Annotated in this window: 14 protein-coding genes; 7 read left to right on the top strand and 7 right to left on the bottom strand. The window is 71.2% G+C overall.

Annotated elements, in window-relative coordinates:
* Window positions 1–23: 23 nt before the first annotated feature.
* The 3 genes from QE401_RS20730 to metX all read right to left on the bottom strand — a co-directional run bounded on the left by QE401_RS20730 (window position 24) and on the right by metX (window position 4,658).
* Window positions 24–1,781, bottom strand: coding sequence for an ABC transporter ATP-binding protein (locus QE401_RS20730; protein WP_307139998.1), 1,758 nt, complete (start codon window positions 1,779–1,781; stop codon window positions 24–26).
* Between the two features lie 84 nt (window positions 1,782–1,865).
* On the bottom strand, window positions 1,866–3,173 hold the full coding sequence (locus QE401_RS20725; RefSeq protein ID WP_307139997.1) for an MFS transporter: 1,308 nt from the start codon (window positions 3,171–3,173) through the stop codon (window positions 1,866–1,868).
* Window positions 3,174–3,452: 279 nt separating this feature from the next.
* The gene (metX, locus tag QE401_RS20720) at window positions 3,453–4,658 is read right to left on the bottom strand and encodes a homoserine O-acetyltransferase MetX (RefSeq protein ID WP_307139996.1); all 1,206 of its coding nucleotides are present in this window, start codon (window positions 4,656–4,658) and stop codon (window positions 3,453–3,455) included.
* A 155-nt stretch (window positions 4,659–4,813) separates the two neighbouring features.
* Here metX and QE401_RS20715 point away from each other — a divergent pair, with 155 nt between their 5' ends.
* From QE401_RS20715 to QE401_RS20705, 3 genes are read left to right on the top strand one after another with little or no spacing between them, the layout of a single operon-like run.
* Window positions 4,814–5,656, top strand: coding sequence for a chorismate mutase (locus QE401_RS20715; RefSeq protein ID WP_307139995.1), 843 nt, complete (start codon window positions 4,814–4,816; stop codon window positions 5,654–5,656).
* Entirely contained in the window at window positions 5,653–6,762 is a 1,110-nt protein-coding gene (hisC, locus tag QE401_RS20710) for a histidinol-phosphate transaminase (RefSeq protein WP_307139994.1), read from the top strand. Before QE401_RS20715 ends, hisC begins: the two co-directional genes overlap by 4 nt.
* Window positions 6,755–7,642, top strand: coding sequence for a prephenate/arogenate dehydrogenase family protein (locus QE401_RS20705; protein ID WP_307139993.1), 888 nt, complete (start codon window positions 6,755–6,757; stop codon window positions 7,640–7,642). Before hisC ends, QE401_RS20705 begins: the two co-directional genes overlap by 8 nt.
* 180 nt (window positions 7,643–7,822) lie before the next feature.
* Here the strand turns inward: QE401_RS20705 and QE401_RS20700 are convergent, their stop codons facing one another.
* From QE401_RS20700 to QE401_RS20690, 3 genes are all read right to left on the bottom strand, one after another.
* Window positions 7,823–8,164, bottom strand: a complete 342-nt coding sequence (locus QE401_RS20700; RefSeq protein WP_307139992.1) for a DMT family transporter — start codon at window positions 8,162–8,164, stop codon at window positions 7,823–7,825.
* 125 nt (window positions 8,165–8,289) lie between these two features.
* On the bottom strand, window positions 8,290–8,565 hold the full coding sequence (locus QE401_RS20695) for a hypothetical protein (RefSeq protein ID WP_307139991.1): 276 nt from the start codon (window positions 8,563–8,565) through the stop codon (window positions 8,290–8,292).
* Window positions 8,566–8,841: 276 nt separating this feature from the next.
* Window positions 8,842–11,277, bottom strand: coding sequence for a mechanosensitive ion channel domain-containing protein (locus tag QE401_RS20690; protein WP_307139990.1), 2,436 nt, complete (start codon window positions 11,275–11,277; stop codon window positions 8,842–8,844).
* Between the two features lie 190 nt (window positions 11,278–11,467).
* Here QE401_RS20690 and QE401_RS20685 point away from each other — a divergent pair, with 190 nt between their 5' ends.
* The 4 genes from QE401_RS20685 (at window position 11,468) to QE401_RS20670 (ending at window position 14,435) form a co-directional block, all read left to right on the top strand.
* The gene (locus tag QE401_RS20685; RefSeq protein WP_307139989.1) at window positions 11,468–11,665 is read left to right on the top strand and encodes a twin transmembrane helix small protein; all 198 of its coding nucleotides are present in this window, start codon (window positions 11,468–11,470) and stop codon (window positions 11,663–11,665) included.
* A 139-nt stretch (window positions 11,666–11,804) separates the two neighbouring features.
* On the top strand, window positions 11,805–12,551 hold the full coding sequence (locus QE401_RS20680; RefSeq protein ID WP_307139988.1) for an electron transfer flavoprotein subunit beta/FixA family protein: 747 nt from the start codon (window positions 11,805–11,807) through the stop codon (window positions 12,549–12,551).
* 2 nt (window positions 12,552–12,553) lie between these two features.
* Entirely contained in the window at window positions 12,554–13,483 is a 930-nt protein-coding gene (locus QE401_RS20675; protein ID WP_307139987.1) for an electron transfer flavoprotein subunit alpha/FixB family protein, read from the top strand.
* A 73-nt stretch (window positions 13,484–13,556) separates the two neighbouring features.
* A complete protein-coding gene (locus QE401_RS20670) occupies window positions 13,557–14,435 on the top strand; it encodes a 3-hydroxybutyryl-CoA dehydrogenase (RefSeq protein ID WP_307139986.1) in 879 nt (292 codons plus the stop codon).
* Window positions 14,436–14,502: 67 nt separating this feature from the next.
* On the opposite strand, the gene QE401_RS20665 is transcribed toward QE401_RS20670, so the two are convergent.
* On the bottom strand, window positions 14,503–15,009 hold the full coding sequence (locus tag QE401_RS20665) for a pyridoxamine 5'-phosphate oxidase family protein (RefSeq protein ID WP_307139984.1): 507 nt from the start codon (window positions 15,007–15,009) through the stop codon (window positions 14,503–14,505).
* Window positions 15,010–15,060: the final 51 nt, after the last annotated feature.

Below are 15,060 nucleotides of genomic sequence, written 5' to 3'. Positions count from 1 at the left end.
CGCGCCGCCCCGCCCGGTTCGGCTCAGCTCAGTTCGAAGGCCTGGGTGCGCACCATGCGGGCATAGAGCCCGTCCTGCGCCATCAACTCGGCATGGCGGCCGCGCTCCACCGCGCGGCCCTCCTGCATCACCACGATCTGGTCGGCGGCGTAGACCGTGGCCAGGCGGTGCGCCACCACCAGCGTGGTGCGGCCCTGGCGCAGATGCTCGAGCGCGCGGCCGATCGCCGCCTCGTTCTCGGCGTCCAGCGCGCTGGTCGCCTCGTCCAGCAGCAGCACGCGCGGGTTGCGCAGCAGGGCGCGGGCCAGCGCGATGCGCTGCCGCTGCCCGCCCGACAGGCGCGAGCCGGAGGGGCCCAGCACCGTGTCGTAGCCGGCCGGCAGGGCGGCGATGAAATCATGCGCGGCGGCCGCGCGCGCCGCCGCCTCCACCGCCGCGCGGTCGGCGCCGGGATGGCCGCAGGCAATGTTGGCCAGCGCGCTGTCATCGAAGATCACCGCATCCTGGCCGACATAGGCGATGGCGGCGCGCAGGGAGTCCAGCGAGACCTCGCGGATCTCGGCGCCGTCCAGGGTGATGCGCCCGGCGGTCGGGTCGTAGAGCCGCGGCAGCAGGGCGAGGGCGGTGGATTTGCCGGCGCCTGAGGGTCCGACCAGCGCCACCGTCTGCCCCGGCTCGGCGCTGAAAGAAAGATCCTCGAGCGCCGCCTGGTCGAGGTCCGGATAGCGGAAGCCGACATGCTCGAAGGTCAGGCGCCCGGCGCCCTCGGGCAGGGAGGGCGCGCCGGGCGGGGTGGCGATGCTGGCGTGGCGGTCCATCACGCCGAAGACGCGGATCAGCCCGCCAAAGCCTTCCTGCAGCGAGGCGTTGAGCGAGCCCAGCGCCCGCATCGGCCGCGTCGCCAGCAGCAGGGCGGAGATGAAGCCGGTGAACTCGCCCACCGTGCCGAGGCCGCTGCTGACCTTCCAGCCGACAAAGGCCAGCACGCCGGCGACCGCCAGCCCACCCAGCGCCTCCAGGATCGGGTCCAGCTTGGCGCGGGTGCGGGCGATGGCGTAGAGCGATTCGCGCAGCGCCGCGAAGGCCCGCGCCGCGCGCGCCTCCTCCTGCCGCTCCAGCCCGTAGCTGCGCACCACGCGGGCGGCGGAGAAGCTCTCGGTCAGCATCGCCGCCGCCTCGCCCACCCGCTCCTGCATGCCGCCCGAGGCGCGGCGGATGCGCTTGCCGAGCTTGGTCACCGGCACCACGGCCAGCGGGTAGAGCACCAGCAGGATTAGGCTCATATGCCAGTCCAGCCAGACCATGGCGGCGACCAGCCCGACCACGGTCAGGCCATCGGCCAGCGCGTTGATGGCCTTGGTCAGCGCCTCGCGGATGGCCTGGGCGTCGGCGGTGAAGCGGGCGGCGTGGCGGGCCGGCGCCTCCTGCGCCACGGTGGCAAAGTCGGCCCGCGTCAGGGCGCGGAACAGGTCGTTCTGCAGCGCCTCGATCACCCGCAGCACCACCGCCTGGACGGACACGGCCTGGCCGTATTGCGCGAGCGATTTCAGCGCGGTGATCAGGATGATGGCGGGCGGCACCAGCCAGACGATGCGGGTGTCGCCGGCGGTGAACAGGTCGAAGGCCTGCTGGATGACGACCGGGTAGAGCGCGGTGAAGCCCGCCAGCGCCGCGGTGCAGAGCAAAGCGAGCGCGATCCCCCCCCGGTGGTGGCGCACATAGTGGCGCCACAGCCGGGCGATCAGGGCTTTGCTGGTCTCGGGGGGAGGAAGACGGGCCATGCGGCGGCGCTTAGCATAGTCATGCCGCGCCGCCGAAGGCGTTGCTTGGGGGTGTGCCGCGCTTCGGCGGCACGCCTGGGGGTTTCAGGCCGGCTGGGTGGCGGCCGGGCGGTGCGCCCGGGTGGAGAGCGCCAGCACGGTGACCATGCCCACCGCCGCCACCGCCGCCACGTAATGCGCCGGGGCCAGGTGGTCGGCCGCCAGCATCAGCGACACGGCCGGGGGCGTGATGCCGCCGAACACCGCATAGGCCATGTTGTAGGAGAAGGAGATGCCGCTGAAGCGGATGGCCGGCGGGAAGGCATGCACCATCACATAGGGCACGATGGTGATGACGCCGACGGCGGCCCCCGCCAGCGCGTGCAGCGGCAGCAGCAGGGCGGTGTTGGCGGCGGTGCCCATCCACAGCGCATAGGCGGCCAGGATCAGCGCCGGGCCGCCCACCACCATGACCTTGCGGGTGCCGAAGCGGTCCAGCGCCGCGCCGGTCAGCATGGCGGAGAGGGTCAGCGCCAGGGTGGCGGCGATGCTGGCGACCAGGGTCTGCGTCGCCGGGATCGCGTGCAGCTTCTGCATCAGCGGCGGCGTCATCAGGATCAGCACGACGATGCCGGCGGTCAGCATCCAGGTCATCAGCATGGAGACGATGATCGAGCGGCCATGGCCGCGCAGCACCTGCTTGATCGGCAGGTCCCGCACCAGCTCGGCGCGGCGGCGCATCTCCTCGAAGATCGGCGTCTCGTGCAGCCAGCGGCGCAGATACATCGCCAGCAGGCCGAACACGCCGCCCAGCAGGAAGGGGATGCGCCAGGCGAAGCTGGAGACCTCGGCCGGGGTGAAGGCCAGGTTGATGGCGGTGGCCATCAGCGAGCCCAGCAGGATGCCGCCGGTCAGCCCGCCGGTCAGCAGGCCGACGGCCAGGCCCACGCGGTGCGGCGGCACATGCTCGGCCACGAAGACCCAGGCGCCCGGCGCCTCGCCGCCGATCGCCGCACCCTGCATCATGCGGAAGACCAGCAGCAGGATCGGCGCGGCATAGCCGATGGTCTCATAGGTCGGCGTCAGGCCGATCAGCAGCGTGGGCACCGCCATCAGGAAGATGGAGAAGGTGAACATGCGCTTGCGGCCGACCTTGTCGCCGAAATGCGCCATGATCATGCCGCCCAGCGGCCGCGCCAAGTAGCCGGCGGCGAAGATGCCGAAGGTCTGCGCCGTCTGCAGCCATTCCGGCATGTCGGGCGGGAAGAACAGGTGGCTGATGGCCGCCGCGAAGAAGACGAAGATGATGAAATCGTAGAATTCCAGCGCGCCGCCGAGCGAGGCGAGGACGAGGGTGCGGATGTCCTGCCGCGTCAGGCTGGGGGAAGAGGAAGTCGCACTGGCTTGGGTCATCGGCTCCGCCATTCGGGTCGTCTCAGGGCAGCTGCGCCGTTCATTGCGCGGCGGCGGGGTATCGCAGCAATTTTAGATCGTCCAGCCCCAAAGTGGCGGCAAGAAAGCTGGATGCTGCATTGCAGCGGGCGCGGGCATACAGGGGGAAAGAAAGGGTTCTTTTTTAGGAAAAAAGAACCAAAAAACTTTTGTCAGTTTGGCGTCCCGCGTCTGGCCTGAGGCGGGACGCCAACTGAAAGAAAGTCTTTTTGCTTCTTTTTCTTCAGAAAAAGAAGATTCTTAAATCTTCAACCGGCTTGCCGCGCCGCGCAGGAACCCGCCCAGCGCCGCATGGAATTCCGGCTCGTCCAGCAGGAAGGCGTCATGCCCCTTGTCGGAGGTGATCTCGACGAAGGAGGTGTTGGCCGCCGCCGCGTTCAGCGCCCGCACCAGGGTGCGGCTCTCCTCGGTCGGGAACAGCCAGTCGGAGGAGAAGCTGGCCACGAAGAAGCGCGTCGCCGTGCCGCGGAAGGCCGCCGCCAGGTCGCCGCCATGCTCCGCCGCCAGGTCGAAGTAATCCATGGCGCGGGTGATGGTCAGGTAGGAATTGGCGTCGAAGCGGCGGGTGAAGCTGCTGCCCTGGTGGCGCAGATAGCTCTCCACCTCGAACACATCCTCCAGGAAGGTCAGCGCCGGGGCGCCGCGCAGGCGGCGGCCGAATTTCCGGGTCAGCGCCTCCTCGGAGAGATAGGTGATATGCGCCACCATGCGCGCCACCGACAGGCCCTTGGCCGGCACCAGCCCGGGCTCGGCCCAGTAGCGCCCGCCCCGCCAGTCGGGGTCGGAATGGATGGCGGCGCGGCCGACCTCGTGGAAGGCGATGTTCTGCGCGCTGTGATGGGTGGCGGTCGCGATGGGCGCGCAGGCATGCACCATCTCCGGATAGGTCGCCGCCCATTCCAGCGCCTGCATGCCGCCCATCGAGCCGCCGACCACCGCCAGCAGCCGCTCCACCCCCAGATGCTCGCGCACCAGCTTGTGCTGGGCGCGCACCATGTCGCGGATGGTGATGTTGGGGAAATCGATGCCCCACAGCTCCTCGGTCAGGGCGCCGGTGGCGTCGGGGCGCTTCTCGCGCGGGCCGGTGCTGCCCATGCAGCCGCCCAGCACATTGGCGCAGATGACGAAGAAGCGCTCGGTGTCGATCGGCTTGCCGGGGCCCACCACCGCCTCCCACCAGCCCGGGCGGCCGGTGACGGGATGGCGCTCGGCCAGGTACTGGTCGCCGGTCAGGGCGTGGCAGACCAGCACGGCATTGCTGCGCGCGGCGTTCAGCGTGCCATAGGTGCGGTAGGCGACATCCAGCGGCGCGACCACGGCGCCGCAATCCAGCGCCAGGCCATCCGGGAAATGGGCGCGCTGATGCGCGACCTCGGCGGTCAGGTCGGGGGCGGTGGGGCCGGGGGCGATGGGGTTGGGCTCGATCGTCACGGCCGGCTCGGGCATGGCTTGCGCATGGTGGGGCTTCGCCTCGCTCATCGGGCGGCCAGGAATAGGCGCGTCCCTGCCACAAATCCACCGCCGCTTCGCCGCGCCGTGCCGCGGCGGCGCCTGGATGGCTTGGCGGCGGGGCCGCGCCGCTTTATTGCTGGCCCGACGCCATGCCCGACCTCCCTCCCCCCGACCTGGCCACCCTGCGCGCCGAGATCGACCGGATCGACGACGCGCTGCACGACCTGCTGATGCGCCGGGCCGATCTGGTCGCCCATATGGCGTCGCAGCGGGTGAAGGGCGGCGCGGCCACCTTCCGCCCCGGGCGGGAGGCGCTGATCCTGCGCCGCCTGCTGGCCCGCAACCAGGGCGCGCTGGCCCGCCCGGCCATCATCCGGCTGTGGCGGGAGATCATCGCCTCCTCCCTCGCCCAGCAGGGCAATTTCAGCGTGGCGGCCCAGGCCGGCGTGCAGGGCGAGGCCGGGGCCGAGCTGGTGGCCCGGCTGGCGCGCGAGCATTTCGGCCTGCTGACGCCGCTGAAGCTGCACCCGACGCCGTCGCGCGTGCTGGCCAGCGTCGCCAATGGCGAGGCCGCCGTCGCCGTGCTGCCGGCACCGCAGGAGGGGGAGCGGCCGGAGCTCGCCTGGTGGACGCAGCTCGACACGCCGCGGCTGCGCATCGTCGCCGCCCTGCCCTTCCTGGCCCCGCGCGACCAGGAGCCGGCCGCCTTCGCCGTGGCGCCGCTGATGGCGGACGCCACCGGGCGCGACCGCAGCCTGCTGCGCATCGAGCCGGAGCCGGAGATGTCGCGCGCCCGCATCACCACGCTGCTGGCCGGCGCCGGCCTGCCGCCGCGCTGGGTGATGCGCCGCGACCTGCCCAACCCGATGGCGCTGGCCGAGGTGGAGGGGCTGCTCGAGGAGGGCGACCCGCGCCTGGCCGCCCTGCCCTTCCCCCGCCTGCAGATCCTCGGCGCCTATGCCGAGCCCGAGCCGGAAGAAGTGACCCGATGACCGTCCCGCCGCGCCCCTCCATCCTGTCGATCGACCCCTATGTCGGCGGCGAGTCGAAGCTGCCGGGGGTGAACCGGATCATCAAGCTCTCCTCCAATGAGGGGGCCTTCGGCCCGCCGCCCGCCGCGATCGAGGCGATCGTGCAGGCGGCCCGCGAGGCGCATCGCTACCCCGACGGCAACGCGAAGGAGCTGCGCGAGGCGATCGGCGCGCGCTTCGGCCTCGACCCGGCGCGGATCATCTGCGGCAATGGCTCGGACGAGCTGATCACCCTGCTCTGCACCGCCTATGCCGGCGAGGGCACGGAAGTCATCATGTCGGCCTATGGCTTCATGATGTACGACATCACCGGCCGCGCCTCCGGCGCGCGGGTGCTGAAGGTGGCCGAGATCCCGGCCGAGGGCGGCGGCATGAAGGCCGATATCGACGGCATCCTGGCCGCGGCCGGCCCGCGCACCCGCATCGTCTTCCTGACCAACCCGAACAACCCGACCGGCACGCTGCTGCCGAATGAGGAGCTGGCGCGCCTGCGGGCCGGGCTGCGCGACGATGTGCTGCTGGTGCTGGACAGCGCCTATGCCGAATACGTCACCACCCCCGGCTATGATGCCGGCGAGGCGCTGGTGGATGCGGCCGGCAACACCATCATGCTGCGCACCTTCAGCAAGATCTTCGGCCTGGGCGGCATGCGGGTGGGCTGGGGCTATGCGGCCCCCGACATCATCGACGTGCTGAACCGGGTGCGCGGGCCCTTCAACGTCGCCAGCGCCTCCCAGGCCGCGGCCGTGGCGGCGCTGGCCGAGCCGGGCTGGATCGAGAAGTGTGTCGCCCACAACACCGCGTGGCGCGGCCGCATGGTCGCGGCGCTGCAGGCGGCCGGCCATGATGTCTGGCCGAGCCAGACGAATTTCATCCTGGTCGATTTCGGCTCGCCCGAGGGCGCCAAGGCCGCCGATGCGACCCTGAAGTCGCGCGGGCTGATCGTGCGCGGCATGGGCGGCTATGGCCTGCCGCATTGCCTGCGCATCACCATCGGCACCGCCGAGGAATGCCAGATGGTGATCGACGCCATCGGCGCCCCCGTGCCCGCCACGGCCCATGGCTGAGCCGCTCTTCCGGCGGCTTTGCCTGATCGGGCTCGGCCTGATCGGCTCCTCCCTGGCAAGGCTGGCGCGCGAGCGCGGCGACATCGCCGGCACGCTCGTGGCCTGCGACACCAGCGAGGCCGTGGCCGCGCGGGTGCGCGAGCTGGGCCTGGCCGATGTGGTGGAGACCGACCCGGCCAAGGCGGTCGAGGGCTGCGACGCGGTCATCCTCTGCACCCCGGTCGGCCGCTTCGGCACGGTGATGGCGCAGATCGCGCCGCATCTGGCGCCGGGCTGCGTGCTGAGCGATGTGGGCTCCACCAAGGGCTCGGTGCTGCGCGACCTGCTGCCGCTGCTGCCGCCGGGCGTGCATCTGGTGCCCGCCCACCCGATGGCCGGCACCGAGCATTCCGGCCCCGATGCCGGCTTCGCCAGCCTGTTCCAGGGCCGCTACGTCATCCTGACCCCGGTCGAGGGCGGCGACGCCGCGGCCCAGGAGAGGATCGCCGAGCTGTGGCGCCGCGCCGGCGCCATGATCGAGACGATGGACCCGGCGACGCATGACAAGGTGGTCGCCATTGTCTCCCACCTGCCGCACATGATCGCCTTCACCATCTGCTCCACGGCGGATGATCTGGCGCAGGAGACGCGCGAGCAGGTGCTGAAATTCGCGGCGTCCGGCTTCCGCGACTTCACCCGCATCGCGGCGAGCGATGTCGACATGTGGCGCGACGTCTTCCTCAACAACCGCGAGGCGCTGCTGGAAATGCTGGCGCGCTTCTCCGAGGACGCGCACGCCCTGGGCCGCGCCGTGCGCTGGGGCGAGGCCGGCTTCATCGAGGACCGCATCCGCCGCGGCCGCAAGATCCGCCGCAGCCTCATCGAGCTGAAGCAGGCTTAATTCTGTCAGGCTGCCGCAAGCGGGTTGAGAGGCGGGCTTCTGCGCTCGGCTGTGGCGCTGCTGGCATGGTGGCGCGCCGGGTTCACCGCGCCGCGCCGAGCAGACCCTCCCCCGGGCCCAGGCGTCCGGCCCGGGTGCAGCCCCTCCCGTCCCGGCCCGGACCGGCAGCTGACAAAAAAATCAGTGGGACTTGGAAAAGAGATTGATGGTCAGCACGCCGGCCATGATCAGGGCGATGCCGATCAGCGCCGGGGCGTCCAGGCGCTGGCCGTAGATCACCAGGCCGGCGATCGAGACCAGCACGATGCCGATGCCCGACCACAGGGCGTAGACCAGCCCCACCGGCATGCTGCGCAGCGTCAGGGACAGGCAGAAGAAGGCCACGCCATAGCCCGCCACCACCAGGATGGAGGGCAGCAGCCGGGTGAAGCCGTCGGAGGCCTTGAGGGCCGAGGTGGCGATCACCTCGGCGACGATGGCGCAGGCCAGGATGACCCAGGGATGGGTGAGCCAGGCGGTCATGCGCGGCCCCGGCGAGAGGCGGACGGGGCGGCAGGGCAGGTCATCAGGGCTTCCCGGGCAGGCGGCGCAGTCTAGGGCGCCGCCCTCCGGGGGGTCAAACCGGCGGCCGGGCCTGGCCCGGCGGCTCAGGCGGCCAGGCGGATATGCCGGCCCTCCATGGCCTCGACCCGCAGCACGCCGACGATCTGGCCCAGATTGCCGGCCACCAGATGCAGCATCTCGACCGGCATGGCGTCCAGGCCGATCTCGACGCGCAGATACTCGCCCTCGCGCTGGGCGCGCAGGCGGTCGGGCGTCAGGTCGCGCTTGGCGAAGGGTTCGAGCACGCGGGAGAGCAGGCCGGGATAGGAATCGGCCAGGACGGTGAAGCGGGCCACCGTGAAGGAAGCGCAATCGGACATTGGTAAAGATTCCGGATCTGAGCGGAAGGGAAGCAGGCGCGCGGGGCTTGTCCCGGCCGCTGCCCCCCGCAGGGCGCTCAGGCGGCCGGGCCGCTAATGATGATCCGGATGGTCCGAATGCGGCGCATGGATGGAGGATAGGACCATCCACGCGCCGATGGCAAGCATGCCGGGGCCGCGGGCCGGACATGGCGGACCGGACAGGGCGGGCCGGGCCACGCGGGGCCGGGCCGCTGCGCGGGCACCGCGACCCGCTCCCCCGGACCCGGCCGTGCCTCAGCTCGGCTGCGTCGCCGGCTGGCCGCCCGGCTGGGCGGGGCCCGCGGGCGGGGCGCCGCCCGGGGTCGCGCCCGGGGCTGCCCCGGGGGCCAGGGGCCCCGGCGCGCCGCCCTCGAAGACCAGCTTCTGCCGCGCCGCCGGGATCTCGATGCCCATCTCGTCGAAGCGCTGCTTGATGCGGCGGTTCATCTCGCGCAGCACGTTCCAGCGCTGGATCGGCTCGGTCTTGATGCGCACCCGGATCACCGGCCCGTCCGGCGAGAGCTGGTTGACGCCCAGCACCTCCATCTCGTCGCGGATCACCAGGCCCCATTTGGCCTCCGATCGCATCTCCTGGCACAGGCCCTGCAGCAGCTCGACCACGCGGTCGGTGTCCTCGCGATAGGCCACCTGCACATCCAGCACGGCGAAGGAGAAGTCGCGCGTCATGTTGGTGACGGCGGTCACCGTGCTGAAGGGGATGATGTGCACGCTGCCATCGATGTCGCGCAGCGTGATGGAGCGGATCGACAGCTTCTCGACCACGCCGCTCTTGCCGCCGAGATTGACGACATCGCCCACCGCCATCGCGTCCTCGAACAGCAGGAACACGCCGGTGATGACGTCCTGCACCAGCTTCTGCGAACCGAAGCCGAGCGCCAGGCCGATGACACCGGCACCGGCCAGCAGCGGCGCCACGTTCACGCCGAGCTCGGTGAGCAGGTTGAAGGCGACGAACAGCAGGATGACGATCAGCAGCGTGGTGCGCAGCATCGGCACCAGCGTGCGCACGCGGGCGCTGCGCGCCGCCTCGGCATCGCGGGAGAGGCGGTCGAGATGCCGCTGGATGGCGGCATTCGCCGTCTCCCACACCAGCACGGCGATGGCGGCGGTGAAGCCCACCGAGACCAGGGAGTGCAGCAGCTGGCTGCCCAGCGCGCCGGGGGCGAACCAGGCGAAGGAGCGCACCCCCCAGACCTCCATCAGCGTCAGCACCGTCAGCACCGTCAGCACGGCGGAGACGCTGCCCTTCAGCAGCGGCACATAGCGGTTGGCGCGCTGCTCCAGCGCCGGGTAGCGCCCGGCCAGGTCCATCGAGATGCGGAAGCTGCCCGCCAGCGCCCGGCGCAGCAGGATGTCGAGCCCCTTGGCGACCGTCAGCACCAGCAGCGTCAGCAGGCTGGCGCGCAGCAGGCGGGAGAAGCCGTCGCGGATCTCCAGCGCCCAGACCCCCCACAGCGCCAGCAGGTAGAGAATGGCCAGGATGTGCCAGACCTCGGCCAGCCAGTCGCGGAAGCGGCGCAGCGCGCGGCGGCCGGCATTGGGCTGGTCGCCCTCCTTCAGCGGGGGCGCGCGCAGGAAGCTGGCCACCGCCACCCGGTTCTGCAGCACGATGATGCCGAGAAAGACCGAGATGACCAGCAGCACCATGCGCAGGATGGCGTCATAGGCGCCCCAGGGCAGGCCGAAGAGCAGCCCGGCCTCGGCGATGGCGTAGCCGGAGACCAGCACCACCACCAGCCGGCGCAGCCAGACCGTGACATAGGCCGCCGTCAGGTCGGCGCAGGGCAGCACCCGCAGATGCGCGCTGGCGGGCGAGAACAGCATGCGGCCGAGCGCCATCAGCAGGCGGCAGGCGATATAGGCGTTGTTGGCGGTCAGCAGCACCAGCTGCGTGGTCGGCAGCGGCTGCAGCGCCGGGATCAGCCCGTAGGACACCACGGCGAAGGCGGCGATCGGCAGCAGGTCCAGCAGCAGCCGGCCCAGCACCGCCGGCACCCGGCGCAGCCTGGCCCAGCCGCGCAGCGGGGCGGCCGGCACGCTGGCATCCAGCCGCCGGCGCGGCCGGTGCAGCGCCCGCCAGGCGGTCCATTCCGCCAGCACGCCCAGGCCGAACAGCAGCAGCAGCTTCCACGACGCGTCGGCGATGCGCCGCTGCGTCACCGGGTCGCGCGCCGCGGCCGAGGACCAGGCGAGCAGCGAGGGCAGGTCGGTCACCGCCTCGGCCGCGCGCACCATCTGCTCGGACAGCCAGGACAGGCGCTGCGAGGCGCCGAGCAGGATCTGCCCGCCCAGCGTGTTGGGCGCCAGCAGCTGCTCCACCGCCGCGCCGGCCGTGGCGGCGGGGGCGGGGGTGCCATTGGCGGGCGGGGCGGCGCCATTGGCCGGGGCGGGCTGGCCCGCAGCCGGGGCGGCCGGCGCCGCTGCGGGGGCCTGCCCCTGCGCGGGCGCCGGGCGGGGCGCCGCGCGCTCGGCGGCGGAGAGCGCCTCCAGCGTGCGCAGCAGCTCGGCGCGCCGCGCATCGTCGCGCAGCAGGCCGAGCAGGCGCTGCGCCTCCCCGGCGGGCAGCGGCGCGGCCTGGCCGGCCGGGGGGGCGCCATTGGCGGGAGGGGTCTGGGCGAAAGCCGGCAGGCTCCAGCTCAGCACCAGCAGCAGGAGGGGCAGGAAGCGCATGGCGCGCAGCGGAAGCCCAGGCGCCCCCCAACGGTCAAGCCCCTCTTTTGCAACCGCTCCGTCACCAGCGCGCCAGCCGGACCGGGCGCGCCGCCGGGCGGCCGTCCGGAAGATGAAACAATGGACAGCTTCCGCCCCGCCACCCCCCGGCCCCGCTTGCGGCGCGGCCAAACCGCGCTAACTGGCGACCATGCAGACCTTCCTCTCCATCCTGCTCGGCCTGGCCATGCTCGGCACGCTGGGCGTCATGCTGGCCGGCATGCTCGGCCTGGCGCGCGGCGACGACAATGGCGCCCGCTCCAACCGGCTGATGCGCTGGCGCGTCGGGCTGCAGGGCCTGTCGCTGCTGCTGTTTGTCCTGCTGATGCTGAGCATGGGCCGGGGCTGACCCCCCTCACCTTGCCTCCGCCTCACGGCGCGCCTAGGCTCGCCGCCGCAACTGCACAATGGCCCCTTTCGGGGCTGCGGGGCCCCCATGCGCGGGCGGCCCCGGACCGGAACCGAGAAAAGCAGGACACGGCCAGGCGATGAAGCTCCTCGTCCCCGTCAAGCGGGTGGTGGATTACAATGTGAAGGTCCGCGTCAAGGCGGACGGCACCGGCGTCGAGACCGCCAACGTCAAGATGTCGATGAACCCCTTCGACGAGATCGCGGTCGAGGAAGCGGTCCGGCTGAAGGAGAAGGGCGCGGCCACCGAGATCGTCGCCGTCTCCATCGGCCCGGCCCAGGCGCAGGAACAGCTGCGCACCGCGCTGGCCATGGGCGCCGATCGCGGCATCCTGATCGAGGCCGAGGGCACCGAGCCGCTCGGCGTCGCCAAGCTGCTGAAGGCGATCGTCGAGCGCGAGCAGCCGGGCCTCGTCATCATGGGCAAGCAGGCCATCGATGACGACATGAACGCCACCGGCCAGGCGCTCGCCGCGCTGCTCGGCTGGGCCCAGGGCACCTTCGCCAGCAAGGTCGAGCTGGACGGGCAGAGCGCCAAGGTCACGCGCGAGGTCGATGGCGGGCTGGAGACGGTCAGCCTCAAGCTGCCGGCGATCGTCACCACCGATCTGCGCCTCAACGAGCCCCGCTACGCGTCCCTGCCGAACATCATGAAAGCTCGGAAAAAGCCGCTGGAGACGATGAAGCCGGGCGATCTCGGCGTCGACGTCACCCCGCGCCTGACCGTGCTGAAGGTCGAGGAGCCGCCGAAGCGTCAGGCCGGCGTCAAGGTGGGCTCGGTGGCCGAGCTGGTGTCCAAGCTGAAGACCGAAGCGAAGGTGATCTGACCATGGCCGTCCTCGTCCTTGCCGACCGCAGCGGCGCGACCGTCAGCCAGCCCACCCGCAGCACCGTCGCCGCGGCCAGGCAGATCGATGCCGAGGTGCATGTCCTGGTGCTCGGCGGTGCCGAGGCCGCCGCCGCCGCGGCGAAGCTCGATGGCGTCACCAAGGTGATCACCGCCGAGGGCCCGGCCTATGAGCACGGCCTGGCCGAGCCCGCCGCCGCGCTGCTGGTGGCGCTGGCGCCGAACTACAGCCACCTGCTGGCCCCGGGCAGCGCCATGGGCAAGAACATCCTGCCGCGCGCCGCAGCACTGCTGGATGTGCAGATCATCACCGACATCGCCGGCGTCGAGAGCCCGGACACCTTCCGCCGCTTCATCTATGCCGGCAACGCGCTGGCCACCGTGAAGACGGCCGACGCCAAGAAGGTGATGACGGTGCGCGCCGCCTCCTTCGACCCGGTCGCGGCCGAGGGCGGCTCGGCCGCCATCGAGCCGGCGCCCGGCGCCGCCGACCCGGCCATCTCCAGCTTCGTCGGCGCCGAGATCGCGCAGAGCGAACGCCCGGAACTGACCGCCGCCCGCATCGTCGTCTCCGGCGGCCGCGCCCTCGGCTCGGCCGAGAACTTCGCCATCATCGAGCGGGTGGCCGACAAGCTCGGCGCCGCCGTCGGCGCCTCCCGCGCCGCGGTCGATGCGGGCTACGCGCCGAATGACCACCAGGTGGGGCAGACCGGCAAGATCGTCGCGCCGGAGCTCTACATCGCCGTCGGCATCTCGGGCGCCATCCAGCACCTGGCCGGCATGAAGGACAGCAAGGTCATCGTCGCCATCAACAAGGACGAGGAGGCGCCGATCTTCCAGGTGGCCGATTACGGCCTGGTCGGCGACCTGTTCAAGATCCTGCCCGAGCTCGAGACCGAGCTCGGCAAGTAAAGAGTAAAGGCCGGGGGGACAGGGTCCACCCGGACCCCGCCTTCAGTTGGCGCCCCCTTCCAGGAGAGATCTCGTGGCGGATATCCAGTCGGTCGGCGTCATCGGCGCCGGGCAGATGGGCAATGGCATCGCCCATGTCGCAGCCCTCGCCGGTCTGCCGGTGGTGCTGGTCGATGTGAACCCGGCCGCGCTGGAAAAGGCGCTGGCCACCATCGCCAAGAACATGGACCGGCAGGTGGCCAAGGGCGGGCTCGACGCCACGGCCAAGGATGCGGCGCTGGCGCGGATCAGCACGGGGACCGAGATGGCGGCGCTCGCCCAGTGCGACATCGTCATCGAGGCGGCGACGGAGCGCGAGGAGACCAAGCTCGCCATCTTCAAATCGGTCTCGGCGCTGCTGAAGCCGGAGGCGATCCTGGCCTCCAACACCTCCTCCATCCCCATCACCCGGCTGGCGGCGGCGAGTGACCGGCCGGAACGCTTCATCGGCATGCACTTCATGAACCCGGTGCCGGTGATGAAGCTCGTCGAGATCATCCGCGGCATCGCGACTTCGGAGGAGACCTTCGCCGCCGTCGCCGCGCTCGCCGAGCGCATGGGCAAGACCACGGCGGTGGCGCAGGACTATCCGGCCTTCATCGTCAACCGCGTGCTGATCCCGATGATCAACGAGGCGGTGCAGGCGCTGCAGGAAGGGGTGGGCGATGTGCGCTCCATCGACGCCGCCATGAAGCTCGGCGCCAACCACCCGATGGGGCCGCTGGAGCTGGGCGATTTCATCGGCCTGGACACCTGCCTGGCGATCATGCGCGTGCTGCATGAAGGCATGGGCGACAGCAAGTACCGCCCCTCGCCCTTGCTGGTGAAATATGTCGAAGCCGGCTGGCTCGGCCGCAAGGCCGGCAAGGGCTTCTATGATTACGCGGTGACCCCGCCGAAGCCGACCCGCTGATGGCGGGTGCAGGGGACCCTGTCCCCTGCTGGGGGAGTTTGAGGGGGCAAAGCCCCCTCAATCTGTTTTAGCGGAACGCCACCTTGGCATTCTCGCCGGTGTGCGCCGGCTCGCCCGTGGCGAGAGCCTTGGCGTAGCCGAAGGCGAAGCGCAGCGTCGAGGAGACGCCATCCCAGTATTCCGCGCCTTCGATCTCGACCGCGATCAGCCCGACATCCGCGCCTTCCGGCCCTTCCGGCAGCCAGGTGCGCATCGGCTCGGCCCAGAGTTCCTTCTTCTTGGCGGTATCGGTGACGATGCGGGCGCGGCCGGAGAGCGAGACATAATCCTGGCTCTTCACATCGGCATAGCCGAGCAGCACGCGCGAATCGGTCTTCAGCTCGGCCACTTTCGGGCTGTCCAGCCGGGTGAAGAACCACAGGGTGCGGCCATCCTGGTCGGGGCCGATGCCGCGCATCGGGCGGCCGCGCAGGCGCCCCTGCTCGTCGATCGTGGTCATGATGGCGGTGCCGATGCCCGAGACCATCTCGCGCACCTTCATGCGCATCTCGTCCTCGTTGCGGTCGCTGTGCATGGGGTCCTCCACTTCTGTCGGCAGGAGAACCCGGGCGCACCCGGTGCGGTT

It is taken from the genome of Pseudoroseomonas cervicalis, from assembly GCF_030818485.1.
Taxonomy (GTDB): Bacteria; Pseudomonadota; Alphaproteobacteria; order Acetobacterales; family Acetobacteraceae; genus Pseudoroseomonas; species Pseudoroseomonas cervicalis_A.
This window is presented reverse-complemented; position numbering and strand designations above follow the sequence as displayed.

What these genes read in the sequence shown, in the direction of transcription:
- QE401_RS20705 (WP_307139993.1), top strand. Translation starts at nt 6,755, where the DNA reads ATGGCTGAGCCGCTCTTCCGGCGGCTTTGCCTGATCGGGCTCGGCCTG.
- QE401_RS20690 (WP_307139990.1), bottom strand. Translation starts at nt 11,277, where the DNA reads ATGCGCTTCCTGCCCCTCCTGCTGCTGGTGCTGAGCTGGAGCCTGCCG.
- QE401_RS20685 (WP_307139989.1), top strand. Translation starts at nt 11,468, where the DNA reads ATGCAGACCTTCCTCTCCATCCTGCTCGGCCTGGCCATGCTCGGCACG.
- QE401_RS20700 (WP_307139992.1), bottom strand. Translation starts at nt 8,164, where the DNA reads ATGACCGCCTGGCTCACCCATCCCTGGGTCATCCTGGCCTGCGCCATC.
- QE401_RS20675 (WP_307139987.1), top strand. Translation starts at nt 12,554, where the DNA reads ATGGCCGTCCTCGTCCTTGCCGACCGCAGCGGCGCGACCGTCAGCCAG.
- QE401_RS20715 (WP_307139995.1), top strand. Translation starts at nt 4,814, where the DNA reads ATGCCCGACCTCCCTCCCCCCGACCTGGCCACCCTGCGCGCCGAGATC.
- QE401_RS20665 (WP_307139984.1), bottom strand. Translation starts at nt 15,009, where the DNA reads ATGCACAGCGACCGCAACGAGGACGAGATGCGCATGAAGGTGCGCGAG.
- metX (WP_307139996.1), bottom strand. Translation starts at nt 4,658, where the DNA reads ATGCCCGAGCCGGCCGTGACGATCGAGCCCAACCCCATCGCCCCCGGC.
- QE401_RS20680 (WP_307139988.1), top strand. Translation starts at nt 11,805, where the DNA reads ATGAAGCTCCTCGTCCCCGTCAAGCGGGTGGTGGATTACAATGTGAAG.
- QE401_RS20695 (WP_307139991.1), bottom strand. Translation starts at nt 8,565, where the DNA reads ATGTCCGATTGCGCTTCCTTCACGGTGGCCCGCTTCACCGTCCTGGCC.
- QE401_RS20730 (WP_307139998.1), bottom strand. Translation starts at nt 1,781, where the DNA reads ATGGCCCGTCTTCCTCCCCCCGAGACCAGCAAAGCCCTGATCGCCCGG.
- hisC (WP_307139994.1), top strand. Translation starts at nt 5,653, where the DNA reads ATGACCGTCCCGCCGCGCCCCTCCATCCTGTCGATCGACCCCTATGTC.
- QE401_RS20725 (WP_307139997.1), bottom strand. Translation starts at nt 3,173, where the DNA reads ATGACCCAAGCCAGTGCGACTTCCTCTTCCCCCAGCCTGACGCGGCAG.